Consider the following 17,140-nt stretch of genomic DNA (forward strand, 5'->3'; position numbering starts at 1 on the left):
GCTCCACGAGGGCCCGCCCGGCCGGCCCGGCGACTGGTTCAGGACGGGCGGCGAATGGGGCGGGCTGCTGGAGCCCGGCAGCCCGCCCCCGGCCGCCCGGCCCGGCGCTCCCCCGCCCGCCGGCGGCGGGGGAAACCCCGGACCTGCGCACCGAGCTGCGCACATGCAGTACGTTCAGGGCATGTCCCAGCCCGCCAAGTCCTCACGTACACCAGCCACGCCCGACGCTCCGGAGAGCACCGCGGGCGGTCGCGCCGCCGCCCAACGGCTCAAAATGCGCCGGGAACTGGCGGCCGCGGCGATGCAGCTGTTCGCGACCAAGGGCTACGAGGCGACCACCGTCGACGAGATCGCGGCCCAGGCCGGGGTCGCGCGCCGCACCTTCTTCCGCCACTTCCGCTCCAAGGAAGAGGCGATCTTCCCCGACCACGACGACACCTTGATCCGGGCCGAGGCGGTGCTCAACGCGGCACCCGCGCACGAGCACCCGCTCGACACGGTGTGCCGGGGGATCAAGGAAGTCATGAAGATGTACGCGGCCCGGCCGGAGATCTCGGTCGCCCGCTACAAGCTCACGCGTGAGGTGCCCACCCTGCGCGAGGCGGAGATCGCCTCGGTGGCCCGCTACGAGCGCCTCTTCACGCGCTATCTGCTGGGCCACTTCGACGAGCACGCGCACGACGACGACGCCAACGACGACCCGCTGCTGGCCGAGGTCGCCGCGTCCGCCGTCGTCACCGCCCACAACCACGTCCTGCGGCGCTGGCTGCGCGCGGGCGGCCAGGGGGAGGTGGAGGCGCAGCTGGACCACGCCTTCGCGATCGTGCGCAGGACGTTCGGGGCGGGCATCGGGGTCGGGCGCTCCGCGGCGCCGAAGCCGGCCCCCGCGGCGGTCTCGGCGCATGGCGAGGTACTGGTGACGGTCGCCCGCACCGACGCCCCCCTGGACGAGGTCATGCGGACGATCGAGGAGGCGCTCAAGGAGCGCTGAGCGGTTCGCCCGCTGTGACGACGGCCACCCTTCGGGGTGGCCGTTTTGGCATGTCGGGGCCCCTTTTCGGCGCCTACCGGAACCCCGTTCGATCGATCATCGCTCATTTGTTACGTAAAGATTTCGTCTGAGCACGATTTCTGGCACCCAGTGCCTTGCCGGATGACACGGGGTGCCATACGTTGATGTTGTCCGGGCGGCCGGCGTGCAGCGACCTTTCGTACGCCGGCTGTCCCCGCAAACCGACGGCTTGCGCGCCCGGACGCCTGCGTCACAGGCAACCTCCCGCGCCACAAAGCGCTGCCGAACAAGCACCGTCCGCCGAACCGACGGCAACCCTCATCCCTCAGCAGCACCGACGTAACCCTCAGCGCCCCTCCCTCAGAGGCGCTCACCGCCGGAGGCAACACCGTGACCGTGAAGGACATCCTGGCCGCGATCCAGTCGCCCGACTCCACGCCGGCCGACTTCGCCGCTCTGCCGCTCCCCGAGTCGTACCGCGCGATCACCGTGCACAAGGACGAGACGGAGATGTTCGCGGGCCTCGCGACCCGCGACAAGGACCCCCGCAAGTCGATCCACCTGGACGAGGTCCCGGTGCCGGAACTCGGCCCGGGCGAGGCCCTGGTGGCCGTCATGGCCTCCTCGGTGAACTACAACTCGGTCTGGACCTCGATCTTCGAGCCGCTGTCGACCTTCGGCTTCCTGGAGCGCTACGGGCGGCTCTCGCCGCTCGCCAAGCGCCATGACCTGCCGTACCACATCATCGGCTCCGACCTGGCCGGCGTCGTCCTGCGCACCGGTCCGGGCGTCAACTCCTGGAAGCCCGGTGACGAGGTCGTCGCGCACTGCCTGTCCGTCGAGCTGGAGTCGTCCGACGGGCACAACGACACCATGCTCGACCCCGAGCAGCGGATCTGGGGCTTCGAGACCAACTTCGGCGGCCTCGCCGAGATCGCGCTCGTGAAGTCCAACCAGCTGATGCCCAAGCCCACCCACCTGTCGTGGGAGGAGGCCGCCGCCCCGGGCCTGGTCAACTCCACCGCGTACCGGCAACTGGTCTCCCGCAACGGCGCCGGCATGAAGCAGGGCGACAACGTCCTGATCTGGGGCGCGAGCGGCGGACTCGGCTCGTACGCCACGCAGTTCGCGCTGGCCGGCGGAGCGACCCCGATCTGTGTCGTCTCCAGCGACCAGAAGGCGGACATCTGCCGGTCGATGGGCGCCGAGGCGATCATCGACCGCAACGCCGAGGGCTACAAGTTCTGGAAGGACGAGCAGACCCAGGATCCCAAGGAGTGGAAGCGTTTCGGCAAGCGCATCCGCGAACTCACCGGCGGCGAGGACATCGACATCGTCTTCGAGCACCCCGGCCGCGAGACCTTCGGTGCCTCCGTCTTCGTCACCCGCAAGGGCGGCACCATCACCACCTGTGCCTCGACATCGGGCTACATGCACGAGTACGACAACCGCTACCTGTGGATGTCGCTGAAGCGGATCATCGGCTCCCACTTCGCCAACTACCGCGAGGCCTGGGAGGCCAACCGCCTGATCGCCAAGGGCAAGATCCACCCGACGCTGTCCAAGGTCTACCCGCTGGAGGAGACCGGCCAGGCCGCCCACGACGTCCACCGCAACGCCCACCAGGGCAAGGTCGGCGTGCTGTGCCTGGCGCCCGAGGAGGGTCTCGGCGTGCGCGACCAGGAGAAGCGCGCCCAGCACGTCGACGCGATCAACCGCTTCCGGAACATCTGAGGAGCGCTGCATGACTGAGCGTCAGAAGGACCGGCCGTGGCTCATGCGCACGTACGCCGGTCACTCCACGGCCGAGGCGTCCAACGAGTTGTACCGGCGCAACCTCGCCAAGGGCCAGACAGGGCTGTCGGTGGCGTTCGACCTGCCGACGCAGACCGGCTACGACTCCGACCACATCCTCGCCCGCGGCGAGGTCGGCCGGGTCGGCGTGCCGATCGGGCACCTCGGTGACATGCGCCGGCTGTTCCAGGACATCCCCCTGGAGCAGATGAACACCTCGATGACCATCAACGCCACGGCCATGTGGCTGCTGGCGCTCTACCAGGTCGTCGCGGAGGAGCAGGGTGCGGACATCACCAAGCTCCAGGGCACGACCCAGAACGACATCGTCAAGGAATACCTCTCGCGGGGGACGCACGTGTTCCCGCCGGGGCCCTCACTCCGGCTGACCACGGACATGATCGCGTACACGGTCTCCCACATCCCGAAGTGGAACCCGATCAACATCTGCAGCTACCACCTGCAGGAGGCGGGCGCCACCCCGGTCCAGGAGATCGCGTACGCGATGTCCACCGCGATCGCGGTTCTCGATGCCGTACGCGACTCAGGGCAGGTTCCCCAGGAGAAGTTCGGGGACGTCGTGGCCCGCATCTCCTTCTTCGTGAACGCGGGCGTCCGCTTCATCGAGGAGATGTGCAAGATGCGGGCGTTCGGGCGGATCTGGGACCAGGTCACGCGCGAGCGGTACGGCATCGAGAACCCCAAGCAGCGCCGGTTCCGCTACGGCGTGCAGGTCAACTCCCTCGGCCTGACCGAGGCGCAGCCGGAGAACAACGTCCAGCGCATCGTCCTGGAGATGCTGGCCGTGACGCTCTCCAAGGACGCCCGCGCGCGGGCCGTCCAGCTGCCCGCCTGGAACGAGGCCCTGGGCCTGCCCCGCCCCTGGGACCAGCAGTGGTCCCTGCGCATCCAGCAGGTTCTCGCACACGAGAGCGACCTGCTGGAGTACGACGACATCTTCGAGGGCTCGAAGGTGATAGAGGCGAAGGTGGGCGAGCTGGTCGCCCAGTCGCTCGCCGAGATGGAGCGCATCCAGGAGATGGGCGGCGCGATGGCCGCCGTCGAGTCGGGCTACCTGAAGTCGCAACTGGTCGCATCGCACGCCGAGCGACGGGGGCGGATCGAGTCCGGCCAGGAGAAGATCATCGGCGTCAACATCTTCGAGACGACCGAGCCGAACCCGCTGACCGCCGACCTGGACACCGCGATCCAGACGGTCGACCCGGCAGTCGAGGCACGCGTCGTCGAGGCACTGGGGCGCTGGCGCGACACCCGTTACCAGCCTCCCTTCAACCACCCCCGCCCCTGCAAGGCGCTGGAGCGGCTGAAGGAGGCCGCCAAGGGCACCGGGAACCTCATGGAGGCCACCCTGGAGTGCGCCCGCGCCGGGGTGACGACCGGCGAGTGGGCCGGGGCCCTGCGCGAGGTGTTCGGCGAGTTCCGCGCCCCGACGGGAGTCTCGTCGGCGCCGGTGGCCGTCCCCGCCGAGGAGGGCAGCGCCCTGTCCGGGGTGCGGCGCAAGGTGAACCTGACGGCCCAGGACCTCGGTGTGGGCAAGCTGCGCTTCCTGGTCGGCAAGCCGGGCCTGGACGGGCACTCCAACGGCGCCGAGCAGATCGCGGTGCGCGCGCGTGACGCCGGCTTCGAGGTGGTCTACCAGGGCATCCGGCTGACGCCCGAACAGATCGTCGACGCCGCCCTGGCGGAGGACGTGCACGCGGTCGGGCTCTCCATCCTCTCCGGTTCGCACGCCCAGCTGGTCCCGGACGTGCTGGAGCGGCTGCGCGAGGCCGGGGCGCCCGACATCCCGGTGATCGCCGGCGGGATCATCCCGAACGGCGACGCCGAGCAGCTCAGGGCCGCCGGAGTGGCCGCGGTCTTCACCCCGAAGGACTTCGACATCACCGGGATCATCGGCCGTATCGTCGACGAGATCCGCAAAGCGAACAAGCTCGACCCCCTGGAGGTCCCCGCATGACCGTCAACCGTCTGCGCCCCCGCCGCTCCTGTCTGGCGGTCCCGGGAAGCAACCCCCGCTTCCTGGAGAAGGCGCAGGGCCTCCCGGCCGACCAGGTCTTCCTCGACCTGGAGGACGCCTGCGCGCCGCTCGCCAAGCCCGAGGCGCGGCACACCATCGTGAAGTTCCTCAACGAGGGTGACTGGACGGGCAAGACCAGGGTCGTACGGGTCAACGACTGGACGACGCAGTGGACGTACCGCGACGTCGTGACGGTCGTCGAGGGCGCCGGCCCCAACCTCGACTGCATCATGCTGCCCAAGGTGCAGGACGCCCAGCAGATCGTCGCCCTCGACCTGCTGCTGACGCAGATCGAGAAGACGATGGGCTTCGAGGTCGGGCGGATCGGCATCGAGGCACAGATCGAGAACGCGCAGGGCCTGAACAACGTCAACGAGATCGCACAGGCCTCGCCGCGGGTCGAGACGATCATCTTCGGCCCGGCCGACTTCATGGCGTCCATCAACATGAAGTCCCTCGTCGTGGGCGAGCAGCCGCCCGGCTACCCGGCGGACGCGTACCACTACATCCTGATGAAGATCCTGATGGCCGCCCGCGCCAACGACCTCCAGGCGATCGACGGCCCCTACCTCCAGATCCGCAACATCGACGGCTACCGCGAGGTGGCCCGGCGCGCCGCCGCGCTCGGCTTCGACGGCAAGTGGGTGCTGCACCCGGGTCAGGTCGAGGCGTCCAACGAGATCTTCTCGCCCTCGCAGGAGGACTACGACCACGCCGAGCTGATCCTGGACGCGTACGACTACTACACGTCCGAGGCGGGCGGCAGGAAGGGCTCCGCGATGCTCGGCGACGAGATGATCGACGAGGCCAGCCGCAAGATGGCACTGGTCATCTCCGGCAAGGGCCGCGCGGCCGGCATGGAGCGCACCTCGAAGTTCGAGATCCCGGAGGGATGAGCGCGATGCAGTTCGGACGCACCTACGAGGAGTTCGAGGTCGGCGCGACGTACAAGCACTGGCCGGGCAAGACGGTCACCGAGTACGACGACCACCTGTTCTGCCTCCTCACCATGAACCACCACCCGCTCCACATGGACACCAACTACGCCGAGAAGACGACGGACTTCGGCAGGAACGTGGTGGTCGGCAACTACATCTACTCCCTTCTGCTCGGCATGTCCGTCCCGGACGTCTCCGGCAAGGCGATCGCCAACCTGGAGATCGAGTCGCTCCGGCACGTGGCGCCGACCTTCCACGGCGACACCGTCTACGGCGAGACGACCGTGCTGGACAAGTGGCCGTCGAAGTCGAAGAACGACCGCGGCATCGTGCACGTGGAGACCAGGGGCTACAAGCAGGACGGCACGCTGGTCTGCGTGTTCCGCCGCAAGGTGATGGTCCCCACGGAGGCGTACATCAAGGAGCGCGGCGGCGAGCAGCCGGGCCGGCCCGAACTCGAGGAAAAGGAACAGGGGAAGTAGCGATGGCGCGACTCGCCCAGACCGCCGGTCTGACCGACGTCCAGCAGGAGATCCTGTCCACGGTCCGGGACTTCGTGGACAAGGAGATCATCCCGGTCGCCACCGGGCTGGAGCACCGCGACGAGTACCCGCAGGCGATCGTCGACGGCCTCAAGGAGTTGGGCCTGTTCGGCCTGATGATCCCCGAGGAGTACGGGGGTCTGGGCGAGTCGCTGCTGACGTACGCCCTCTGCGTCGAGGAGATCGCCCGCGGCTGGATGTCGGTCTCCGGCATCATCAACACGCACTTCATCGTGGCGTACATGCTCAAGCAGCACGGTACGCAGGAGCAGAAGGACCACTACCTGCCGAGGATGGCGGCCGGTGAGATCCGTGGCGCCTTCTCGATGTCCGAGCCGGGTCTGGGCTCCGACGTGTCGGCCATCACGTCCAAGGCGGTCCGGGACGGCGATGAATTCGTCCTGAACGGTCAGAAGATGTGGCTGACCAACGGGGGTACCTCGTCCCTGGTGGCCGTGCTGGTGCGAAGTGACGAAGGTCACCCCGAGGGCACCGCCCCGCACAAGTCGATGACCACCTTCCTGGTCGAGAAGGAGCCCGGCTTCGGTGAGGTCCGTCCCGGCCTGACCATCCCCGGCAAGATCGACAAGATGGGCTACAAGGGCGTCGACACCACCGAGCTCATCATGGACGGCCTGCGGATTCCCGCGGATCGCGTGCTCGGCGGGGTCACCGGGCGCGGCTTCTACCAGATGATGGACGGCGTGGAGGTCGGCCGCGTCAACGTGGCCGCACGTGGCTGCGGTGTCGCTCAGCGTGCGTTCGAGCTCGGCGTCCAGTACGCCCAGCAGCGCCACACCTTCGGCAAGCCGATCGCGCAGCACCAGGCGATCCAGTTCAAGCTCGCCGAGATGGCTACCAAGGTCGAGGCAGCGCATGCCATGATGGTGAACGCTGCGCGCAAGAAGGACTCCGGGGAGCGCAACGACCTCGAGGCAGGGATGGCGAAGTACCTCGCCTCCGAGTACTGCAAGGAGGTCGTGGAGGACGCCTTCCGGATCCACGGCGGCTACGGCTTCTCGAAGGAGTACGAGATCGAGCGCCTCTACCGTGAGGCCCCCATGCTGCTGATCGGTGAAGGTACCGCCGAGATCCAGAAAATGATCATCGGGCGCAGGCTGCTCGAAGAGTATCGGTTCCAGGGCTGATTGTCCGGAAGCGGGGTGTTTTCTTCGAGAAGAAGATCACACCCCGTAGGCACTCTTCGGCCGCCGACTCGGCTTCCTGGCTTACCCAGTTGTGGCGCTTAGCCGCTACGATCGCCGGAAAGCCGCCGTCCCCCGTCAGAAGCGCGGCATCATCCGCTACGAAGGTCATCCATGCCCCACAGCCAAACCTCTGCACACCGCGACAGCCTGGTCGGCGTACGCCTCGCGCGCGGAGCATCGCCGTGGCTTCTGCCGACCGTCGCCACCGCAGCCCTCAGCCTGGCCCGCGCACGCCGCTCCGGTGCCGCGAAGGCCGTCGCCGTTCCCGCCACCGCGCTCGCGGCGGGGATGCTGTGGTTCTTCCGCGACCCCGAGCGTGAGATCGCCCAGGGCCGGGTCATCTCGCCGGCCGACGGTGTGGTGCAGAGCATCATGCCGTGGAAGGACGGGCGCACCCGCGTCGCGATCTTCATGAGCCCGCTCAACGTCCACGTCAACCGCGCCCCCCTGGCCGGCACCGTGACGTCGGTCGAGCACGTCCCGGGTGGCTTCGTTCCCGCCTTCAACAAGGAGAGCGAGAACAACGAGCGGGTCGTGTGGCACTTCGACACCGAGCTCGGCGACATCGAGATGATCCAGATCGCCGGTGCCGTGGCCCGGCGTATCGTGCCTTACGTGCCCGAGGGCACGAAGGTGGAGCAGGGCGACCGGATCGGACTGATCCGCTTCGGCTCACGTGTGGACCTCTATCTGCCGGAGGGCGTGGAGGTCGCGGTCGAGGTCGGTCAGAAGACCGTGGCTGGGGTGACTCGAATTGACCGTGATTGACCCGGAGACCCAGGCCGGCTGGGTGCCCGAGGCCGAGGAGGCCGACGACGAGGAGGAGATGCCGCTCTCTCTCCGCCTCTCGATAGCGGACACCCTCACCCTCGGCAACGCCACGTGCGGCTTCATGGCGGTGTACTTCACCACCACCGGCATCCTGATCCCGCACCTCACCGGCAGCCAGGAGACGGGCATGGCCCGCCACAGCGCGGCCACGGCGGTCATCCTGATGCTCTGCGCGGCTGTCTTCGACCTGTTCGACGGCCTGGTCGCGCGCAAGCTGCGCTCCTCCCCCATGGGCGCCGAGCTGGACAACCTGTCCGACCTGATCAGCTTCGGCCTGGCCCCGGCATACTTCGTGCTGGTCTACGGCATGGTCGCCGACGACGCGCACCAGCGGGTGGCGGCGGTCGGCGCGATCGTCGTGCTGCTCGCCGTGGTGCTCAGGCTCGCCAGATTCTCCTGTGTGACCCCGACCAACGGCATGTTCCAGGGCATGCCGAGCCCCTTCGGCGCGCTGACGGTCGTCGCCATCGTGCTGCTGGAGCTGCCCTTCGCGGCGACGCTGCTGGCGATCCTGGGCACCGCGTGGCTGATGGTGAGCCGCGTGGAGTACCCGAAGCCGCGGGGCCGCCTGGCCGGCGCGATGCTCGCCTGGATCGTGCTGAGCATGGGCCTGCTGGTGGCCTGGGCCTTCGGCGCCCCCAGCGGCCAGCTGCTGCTCCAGACGGGCTGCGCGCTCCAGCTGGTCATGGGCGCGGTGATCCCGCTGTTCGCCACGGCCCGCCGGGTGAACAACTTCCGTGACAACCGGCGCGAGGCGCGGGCGGCGCAGCTGCCGTAAGCGGTGCGGACGGTGAGACGTGGGTGAGGGCCCCGGACCTGACTGGTTCGGGGCCCTTCACTGTTCCTGGGTGGGCTCGCGGGCGGGCCGGTCGCGGTGCCGGGCGCCGAGGCCGGCGAGGATGTCCAGCAGCTCGGGGCTCAGGCTGATCAGGATGCGCGTCGGCGCCGTCGACCGTGAGCCCGTCAGGGTGCGGGCCCAGGTCGCCCACCTGCGGAGGGCGCGGCAGGCTGACGCGCCCGCGGTGCGCCCGGACGTCGTGGCGGCCCGCCGGTCGCAGACGCCGGCCGACGCGGCGGCGGCCGGGCCGGGTGTCTCCCCGCAGCAGGTGGCTTCGGCCTGGCTCCCGCACCGCTCCCGGCGGTCGCCGTGATCCCCGGCACCTCGTCCGCGGGCCCGCCTGCGGGAGAACCCGGCGGCGGAGCCCGGGACCATGGCCCTGCTGGACGCGGTCGGCGGCATGCCCGGCCCGTGATCGCGTCGCCCCTGGACGCCCACCCGCCAGGGAGGTGGTAGGCCGGGCCGCCCGGAAGGTCTCAGGCCAGGTGGTCCCGCGCGATGCGCTCCGCGGTCCGCTCCAGCAGCGGACCGGCGTCCGCGATGCTCTTCGCCGCGTCCGGCTCGATCTCGCTCAGCGGGTAGGCCCGCCGGATCCCCGCTCCCGCCAGCGCCTGAGGCGTCAGCGCGAGGCGCCCGCACACCGCGACGACCTCCTTGCCCGCCGCCCGCGCCGCCGCGGCGACGCCCGCCGGGGCCTTGCCGTGCAGTGTCTGCTCGTCCAGCGACCCCTCACCGGTGATCACCAGGTGCGCGCGCTCCAGGGCGGGTGCGAAGCCGAGCACGTCGAGCATGACCTCGATGCCGGGCCGGAAGCGCGCGCCGAGCAGCATGGCGCCGTAGCCGACGCCGCCCGCCGCACCGGCCCCCGGCGAGCCCGCGTACTCGCCCGCCCGGGCGCCCACGGCCTGCTCCAGGACCTCGGCGAAGTGCCCCAGCGCCGCGTCCAGCGTCGCCACGTCGCCGGGCGAGGCCCCCTTCTGCGGGCCGTACACCGCGGGAGCGCCCTTCGGCCCGGTCAGGGGGTTGTCGACGTCGCTGGCCAGCACCAGTTCGACCGAGGAGAGTCGCGCGTCCAGGCCCGACAGGTCCGCGGACGCGAGCTCGGCCAGCCCTTTGCCGCCCGGCGTCACCGGCTCCCCGCCGGCCGTCAGGAACCGTGCTCCGAGCGCGGACAGCATGCCCGCCCCGCCGTCGGTCGTCGCGCTGCCGCCGACCCCGAAGACGATCGTGCGCGCCCCGGCGTCGAGGGCGGCCCGCAGCAGCTCCCCCGAGCCGTATGTGGACGCCGTCAGGGGTGCGAGGACCCCGGCCGGCAGCCGCTGGAGCCCGCTCGCCTCGGCCATCTCCACGACCGCCGTGTCACCGCGCAGCGCGAACGCGGCCGTCACCTCGTCCCCGAGGGGACCGGCGACCCGCACCTCGCGCCGTTCGAAACCGGCCGCGACCGCCGCGTCCACCGTCCCGTCGCCGCCGTCCGCCACGGGCAGCGACTCCACGGCGAGGTCCGGCAGGACGCGGCGCAGCCCGGCCGTGACCCGTTCGGCGACCTGTACGGCCGTCAGCGACCCCTTGAACTTGTCCGCGGCGATGAGCACCCCACGGGCACCGTCCACAGCGTCAGCCACCTTGTCTTCCCCTCGCTCTCCGGGCCCCGCGCACGTCAGGGCCAGTCGCGCCGCTGCGACCTTAACCGCAGGACACCCCCGCCGTCATGCCCGGCCCGGCCCGTGGGATCCCCGGCGACCGGCCGGGACGGTCTGTGGCGGTGGCCGGAAGTGGGTAGACCGGAGCTATGACCCCTGTGGGCACCGAGCCAGAGCTCGCCGACCGCGTCCTGGGGGGCTGGCTGGGCCGGATCGCCGGCAACATGCTGGGCAAACCGGTCGAGCAGGGCGACCTGTGGACGCGGGACCGTATCGACGACTACCTGCGGCAGGCGTCCGCCCTGCCCCTCACCGACTACTTCCCCGAGCCGCCTCCCGGCGGCACCGCCATCGAGCTGCGCCCGGAGTGGCGCCAGTGCGTCCGTGGCCGCATCCACGGCAGCTGCCGCGACGACGACGTCGACTACGCGATCCTCGGACTGCACCTGCTGGAGACCCACGGCTTCGGCTTCAGCACCGAGCAGGTCGGTGACCTGTGGCTGCTGCGGCTGCCGTACCTGCAGACCTTCACGGCCGAGCGGGCGGCGTACCGGAACCTGGCGAGCGGCCTGAAGCCGCCGCTGACGGCCACGTACGAGAACCCGTACCAGGAGTGGATCGGCGCGCTGATCCGCGCCGACATCTACGGCTGGACCTGTCCCGGTGAGCCCCGGCGCGCGGCCGGGCTGGCCCGCCGGGACGCGGTGCTCTCGCACACCGGCAACGGCGTGTACGGCGCCATGTGGGCGGCGGCACTGGTCTCGGCGGCGTTCACCGTCTCCACGGTGCGCCAGGCCCTGGACGAGGCGCTGGCCGTCGTTCCGGCGAGCAGCCGGCTGGCCCGCACGGTCCGGCGGGTCATGTCGCTGCACGAGACCCGGATGACGTGGGAGGACACGCTGACCACGGTGGGCGAGGAGACCGCTGGGCTGGGCTGGATCCACACGATTCCGAACGCCGCGGTGCTCACCGCGGGGCTGCTGTACGGCGACGGCGACTTCACCCGCACCGTCGCGCTGACCGTCCGCGGCGGACTGGACACCGACTCCAACGGCGCCACCGCGGGCTCCGTGGCCGGCGTGCTGACCGGTGCGGACGCGATCCCGGAGCAGTGGAAGGAGCCGCTTCAGGACACGGTCCGCAGCGCGGTGTTCGGCTTCGACGGGGTGCGCATCAGCGAACTGGCGGAAAGGACGGTGCGGCTGGCGCAGGCAGAGCCGTAGACGCCGGGCTGGTCTGGATGACCTCCACGCCAGACTTCGTCGGGGATGTACGCCTTGGTGAGGAGTTCACTGATGGCGTTGACCACTGCCAAGATCGCCGACATTCGGCGCTACGCCCAGGAACTGGCCGACCAGGCGCCCCGACACATCAACGGTCTACACGGTTGAAGTCCCGCTGACTACAGGCTGCGAACCTTTCGAACCTGCTCTGATGATGCGGGGAAAGGCGGCACGTGCGGCAACGGCCCACGGCAGCGTGACCAAGGCGACGATCACCCTGTGGGCGGAGACCGGCGGCGAGCGGGAGCAGCCACTGCTCGGGGGTGACCAGAACGTCGATCTTGATGTCCTCCACGGGACCGAAGGTGCCGTCGGCGCGCTTGTCGAAGAACGTGCCGCGGCCCGCCCCCAGGCTCCCGAACCGAACCCGTGCTGCTCCGGGAGCACGGCCACGGGAGGAAAGATCCGGGGGCGCTCCTGGCTGAGGTCTCCCGGCCGTCAGGCGCGCAGCAGGGTGACGGCTCGCCCGGACGGCGTGGTCTGCTGCGAGAAGGCGGTGCGCTCGTGGACCGGGGCGGCCTGGGGACGGGTGTCGAAGACGACGAGGGTACCCGTGGACAACTCCGTGCGGTCCAGGTAGTCGTCCAACTGTGCCAGCCCCTCCGCGAGGGGGTCGGTGCGGCCCTGGCGCCACACCTTCAGCTCCAGCGCGTCACGCTGCACCGCCCGCGAACCGTCGGCAGCGGTGTACGGCTGGCGGATCAGCAGGTCGACCCGGCGCCGGCCGACCCCGTACTCCCGGTCGATGAAACCCGCCCCGTTCACGATCCGGTGCAGATACGCCATCATCACCAGCTGCGCCGCCGCCTCCGGATACGTCGAGCTGGTGGCCAGGATCTCCCCGTTCTCCCGCCAGAACTCCGCGAACGAACGCAACAGCTTGTCCATGTCGATCCGGCCGTCCGGCAACCGGAAACTACTCGGGAGGGCGGTGATGACCGATTCCGTCCTGACACCCAGGACCCGAACGATCACCTCTTTGTAGACCGGGTTGGCCACCCGCACCGGCGAATCCGCGGCGATCAGCCCCAGGTCACGAACGTAGGCCAGGTCGTCGTCGTAGGTGCTCGCCTCCTGCGGCAGCTCGCCGGCGATCAGCGGCTCGATCACCCGCCGTACCCGGTCCTCCCCCAGCCGCGCGGCCAGCGAGTCCAGATGCGTCGCACGCGCCAGGATCAACCGCTCCTTCGCCTGGTCCACATGGTCCGCCGTGACCGGCTCGGACAGTGGGATCCGCATCCGCCTGGTGATCTCGTAGGCCAGGGCATTGACCAGCCAGGGCTGGCCCTGGGTGCACCAGAAAGCGCGCCGGGTGGCGTCCGGGGTGAACTCCTGCCCGGTGGCGGCGGTGTGCTGCCCGTACAGCTCGACGACCTCGGACTCGGTGAAGTCGCCCAGCCGCAGCGAGGCGACCTTGATATTGAACGGACTCGACGTCCCCAGCCTGCTCGCATCCCCGCCCGAGGCCGCCTTGTAGTCGCGCACGTCCCGCAGCCCGCACAACACCACCGAGTGCGGGAACTGCTCCCGCACGGCGGTGTAACCGTCCCGCAACTGGCGCAGCACACTGCGCAGACTCTCCCCCCGCAGCGCGTCGATCTCGTCGAAGAACAGCACCAGCGGACGCGAGCAGCTCCGCACCCACTCCGTCAGCCCCCGCGCAAGCCGGGCCCCGGGCACCGCATCGGGCCAGGGGGCGGGGGGCGCGAGCTCGTCGGGATACCAGGCGGCCTCCGCCGACCGCCGGATCGCCTCCAGGATCAGCTCCTCCGCCCAGCCGACGTCTTCCCCGGCGGGTTCGGCGCTCTCGCAGGAGAAGCGCAATGCCGCATACTGTCCCGAGGCCGTCAGGTCCTGGGCCATCGCCGCCAGCGCCGTGGTCTTGCCGGTCTGCCGGGGCGCGTGCACCACGGAGTACTGGCCCTCATCCACAATCTCGCGGGCCTGCGGCAGCCGCTCCTGGGCCGGCAGCATGTAGTGCCGTTCGGGGATGCACGGCCCTGCCGTGTTGAAGTAGCGCACGACACGAACGCTATCCGACAGCACCGACAACGGAGCTGGGCGAGTGGAAGCCGGCTAACGCCGGAGCTCTGCCACAGCGGAGCCGTCGAGAATCCACAGACTGTTTCCGTGTTCCGGCTGTCCGGCTCCTGCGAACAGGTCCGCCGACCGTGCGGAATCAGTGCCTCTTACGCTTCTTCTTCGGCCGTTTCCCGGCCTGCGGCCTGCCTCGTGAGGCCGTCTTCGCGCCCTTCGCCCGGCCGGTGGACCTGGAGTGCGCTTCCGCCCGCAAGCTCCGGGCGGCACGCCACGCCTCCTCGGCCACCGCCGTGTCCGGATGACGGGACAGTTGCTCAAGGACCGGCGGTACCTCGTACGGATCGGCCACGGCCAGAGCTGTGACCAGGGCTTGGCCGCCTCCGGGCCACCCGGCCGCGGCCTCGTCGAAAGCGGCGTACAGCGCGTGGTAAGGCTCCGTTACCTCGCCTTCGCCACCATCCGCGGTGTCGGGGCCCACGGCCATGCGATGTGCGAGGGCGGCGGTCAGACGGACCTCCTCGAACCGGTCGGCCAGGTACGTCGCGCGGGCGGCCTCGGGTACCCGGGTGGAGTCGGCCCGGTGGCCGAGAGTACGCAGGGTGTGCGCGACGTGTTCTCCCAGTACGGGATCGTCGAGCAGGGTCTCCAGGGCCGGTACCGGGGCGGCCGCCGCGTCGAGCACACCGAGCAGGGCACGCCTGCGGGCCGCGTCCGGCCCGGTGGGGGTGTCGGCGAGCGCGGCGAGGAGCTCAGACCAGCCGTCGGCGCCGCGACCGGACAGCCAGTCGCCGAGCGTCTTGCGGGCCGCACCTGACGGCCACCACTGGGCGGCAGCCACCAGCCGGCCCGCGTCCCAGGCCCGTACCGCTTCCTCGGTGGGGAAGGTGCCGGGGTCGACGTCCGGCAGGTTCGCGGTGCCCAGGAGCAGGCCTTCTCGGAGCAGGGCGTGGCCGAGCGGGGTGAGGGTGAATGTGTCGCCGGTGCGCTCGGTGACGCCGAGGCCGGCCAGCCGGTCGATGACGCGGGCCAGTCCGGCGGCGACAGGCCGGAGTTCGTCGCGGTCGTCCTCGGTCAGGCCGGGCAGCCCGGTGAGCGCGGAGAGGGTCTCGGGGTCCGGGAGTTCGTACGGGCCCGAGGCCGGGGTGCGGACATCGGCAGCGGGGTTGTACGAAGGCGGGACGGCCCACGCGTCCCGCTGCGCGGCCTGGCGGGCCACCGACTGCGCGGTCCCCGCCTCCTGGTAAAGGAAGTAGAGCTTGGAGAGATGCTCGCCGCGGTACTCCTCGGCGGTCTCCTCGTCCTCGGCCAGCTGGGCCAGGAGGGAGCCGAGGAGATCAAGGCCGAGTCCGACCAGTTCTCCCGGGGCCCCTTCGCGCAGGACGACGGCGGCCGGTCCCTCGATGAGGGGGCCACCCTCGTCCTCCAGTAGCAGGCCGACGGCCAGCGCGAGCCGGACGAGCGGTTCGTCGGCTGTTTCCGGGCTGTCCAGGGCCGCCGTGAGCGACCGTAGGAGCGGTGCCGCGCGCAGCGCGTCGGCCAGCACGTCGAGGGACTCCGGCAGCGGGACCGGGGCCAGCGGGTCGGGATCCGGGCCGAAGCACTCCAGGTGCTCCTGGGCGAGGGAGGCGGCCATGCCGAGCAGCGGCGCGGTGTGCCGGCCGCCGGGGGCCAGGTGGGCGAACGGGCCGCGCAGCAGGGCGTCGAGCCCGGCAGCCGTCCACCGGTCCGAGACCACTGCCGCCTGCGTCTCGTACCAGTCCTCCTCCGGGTCCGTCCCGTCCGGCGCCCCCAGCGGGGCGCCGGGGATCAGGGGATCCTGGCCCAGGTGGGTCCGGTCGCGCTCGTCCAGGGCCACGAGGTGCAGCCGGGCGGCGAGCTCGGAGCGGGCCCGACGGGTGCGCTCCCCCGCCAGTGCCCGTTCCCAGGACCCCATGGCCGCCGAGCCGCCCGCCGTCGTGGGGGCCGAGAAGCCGAGTGCCGCCTCGCGTTCGGCCGACGGGCGGGCGGCGAAGGACTCCAGCCATCCGCGTACGGCGTCCGTGTCCCCGGTGTCCACGCCCTCGGCGCGCATCAGCCCGGCGTACAGCCGTGGCCACGTGGTGCGTCCGGAAGCGGTCATCGCCTCGGTGAAGCCGTCGGCCAGCTCCCGCACCCGGGCCGCCAGGCGGGCCTGCCGCTTGGCGTTCAGCCGACCCTTCTCGCGGGTGTGGTCGACGAGCGCGAGCAGCACCTCCACATAGCCCGGCAGCTCGGCCGGTGCGGCGCCCGCGTACAGCGGCAGCAGGATGTGCAACAGCTCCTCGGCGAGGTGCTCGGTCGGCTCGGGCAGGCCGGTCCTGCGGTGCTCGGTGCTCAGCGCGAGCAGCCCGGTCACGGCATCGGCCGCACGTGGATCGAGCGCAGTGCCACGGTGTTCCGCCCAGGCGAGGAACGGTTCGAGAGGAAGGCTCAGGGGCGTACCGCTGTTCATCCGGGCAGGCTAACGCCGAGCGGCGCCCGGCGGCGCCGGAAACGACGATCCTCACCCGCCCCGGGGAGCGGCCCGACCGGCGCCCGGGTCCATGCGCTTGGATGACCGTATGCGGATTTCGGTGGACGACGGAGAGACCCCCAGGCAGGGCGCCCGGCGCGAGACCGCGGAGGAGATCGGCCTGGACCGCGAACTCGGGCGGCTGCTCGCCGTGGACTGGGTGCACGGCACGGCCCGGCCGCCGCTGGTGGCGTACCTGTACGACGGCGGGGTCCTGAGCCAGGAGGACATCAAGGGGATCCGGTTGCAGGAGGAGGAGCTGCTGTCGTGGCGGTTCGTCGCGCCCGGCGACCTCGGGGACCACCTGTCCGGCGCCACGGGCCGCCGCGTGCTGGCCGCGCTGGACGCCCTGGCGGACGGCTCGGAGACGGTCGAGCTGGAGAACGGCCACCGGACCGGCTGAGCCCGCGCCGGGCGGCCCGGACATCCGTTCGCCGTCCCGC

13 protein-coding genes and 1 pseudogene are annotated in these 17,140 nt (G+C 70.8%); 10 read left to right on the plus strand and 4 right to left on the minus strand.

Annotated elements, in window-relative coordinates; translation table 11 throughout:
* Positions 1-181 precede the first annotated feature (181 nt).
* The 8 genes from ACGF8A_RS20900 (at position 182) to pssA (ending at position 9,141) form a co-directional block, all read left to right on the plus strand.
* Positions 182-991 carry a TetR family transcriptional regulator gene (locus ACGF8A_RS20900; protein ID WP_393110238.1) on the plus strand — a complete coding sequence of 270 codons (810 nt, stop codon included), beginning with the start codon at positions 182-184 and terminating at the stop codon, positions 989-991.
* A gap of 411 nt (positions 992-1,402) precedes the next feature.
* A complete protein-coding gene (gene ccrA / locus ACGF8A_RS20905; protein ID WP_393110240.1) occupies positions 1,403-2,746 on the plus strand; it encodes a crotonyl-CoA carboxylase/reductase in 1,344 nt (447 codons plus the stop codon).
* A 10-nt stretch (positions 2,747-2,756) separates the two neighbouring features.
* Complete coding sequence (locus tag ACGF8A_RS20910) at positions 2,757-4,784, plus strand: protein meaA (protein ID WP_393110242.1); 2,028 nt, start codon at positions 2,757-2,759, stop codon at positions 4,782-4,784.
* Positions 4,781-5,740 carry an HpcH/HpaI aldolase/citrate lyase family protein gene (locus ACGF8A_RS20915; protein ID WP_393110244.1) on the plus strand — a complete coding sequence of 320 codons (960 nt, stop codon included), beginning with the start codon at positions 4,781-4,783 and terminating at the stop codon, positions 5,738-5,740. Before ACGF8A_RS20910 ends, ACGF8A_RS20915 begins: the two co-directional genes overlap by 4 nt.
* A gap of 5 nt (positions 5,741-5,745) precedes the next feature.
* Entirely contained in the window at positions 5,746-6,264 is a 519-nt protein-coding gene (locus ACGF8A_RS20920; protein ID WP_393110246.1) for a MaoC family dehydratase, read from the plus strand.
* A gap of 2 nt (positions 6,265-6,266) precedes the next feature.
* Entirely contained in the window at positions 6,267-7,472 is a 1,206-nt protein-coding gene (locus ACGF8A_RS20925; RefSeq protein ID WP_393110248.1) for an acyl-CoA dehydrogenase family protein, read from the plus strand.
* A 171-nt stretch (positions 7,473-7,643) separates the two neighbouring features.
* Positions 7,644-8,300 (plus strand): phosphatidylserine decarboxylase, encoded by a 657-nt coding sequence (locus ACGF8A_RS20930; protein WP_393110250.1) that lies wholly within the window; start codon positions 7,644-7,646, stop codon positions 8,298-8,300.
* A 22-nt stretch (positions 8,301-8,322) separates the two neighbouring features.
* Entirely contained in the window at positions 8,323-9,141 is an 819-nt protein-coding gene (gene pssA / locus ACGF8A_RS20935) for a CDP-diacylglycerol--serine O-phosphatidyltransferase (protein WP_393110389.1), read from the plus strand.
* Between the two features lie 57 nt (positions 9,142-9,198).
* On the opposite strand, the gene ACGF8A_RS20940 is transcribed toward pssA, so the two are convergent.
* Positions 9,199-9,603, minus strand: a complete 405-nt coding sequence (locus tag ACGF8A_RS20940; RefSeq protein WP_393110252.1) for a hypothetical protein — start codon at positions 9,601-9,603, stop codon at positions 9,199-9,201.
* Positions 9,604-9,677: 74 nt separating this feature from the next.
* Entirely contained in the window at positions 9,678-10,814 is a 1,137-nt protein-coding gene (locus tag ACGF8A_RS20945) for a glycerate kinase (RefSeq protein ID WP_393110391.1), read from the minus strand.
* A gap of 179 nt (positions 10,815-10,993) precedes the next feature.
* Here ACGF8A_RS20945 and ACGF8A_RS20950 point away from each other — a divergent pair, with 179 nt between their 5' ends.
* Complete coding sequence (locus ACGF8A_RS20950; RefSeq protein WP_393110254.1) at positions 10,994-12,067, plus strand: ADP-ribosylglycohydrolase family protein; 1,074 nt, start codon at positions 10,994-10,996, stop codon at positions 12,065-12,067.
* 498 nt (positions 12,068-12,565) lie between these two features.
* On the opposite strand, the gene ACGF8A_RS20955 is transcribed toward ACGF8A_RS20950, so the two are convergent.
* Both ACGF8A_RS20955 and ACGF8A_RS20960 read right to left on the minus strand, forming a co-directional pair.
* The gene (locus tag ACGF8A_RS20955) at positions 12,566-14,149 is read right to left on the minus strand and encodes an ATP-binding protein (protein ID WP_393110256.1); all 1,584 of its coding nucleotides are present in this window, start codon (positions 14,147-14,149) and stop codon (positions 12,566-12,568) included.
* A gap of 157 nt (positions 14,150-14,306) precedes the next feature.
* Complete coding sequence (locus ACGF8A_RS20960) at positions 14,307-16,637, minus strand: hypothetical protein (protein WP_393110258.1); 2,331 nt, start codon at positions 16,635-16,637, stop codon at positions 14,307-14,309.
* 115 nt (positions 16,638-16,752) lie between these two features.
* Here ACGF8A_RS20960 and ACGF8A_RS20965 point away from each other — a divergent pair.
* Positions 16,753-17,100, plus strand: a pseudogene (locus tag ACGF8A_RS20965) (NUDIX domain-containing protein); the annotation flags it as partial.
* Positions 17,101-17,140 lie beyond the last annotated feature (40 nt).

Origin of the sequence: Streptomyces sp. NPDC047706 (assembly GCF_043204795.1) — a bacterium.
In the GTDB taxonomy this organism is placed as follows: domain Bacteria; phylum Actinomycetota; class Actinomycetes; order Streptomycetales; family Streptomycetaceae; genus Streptomyces.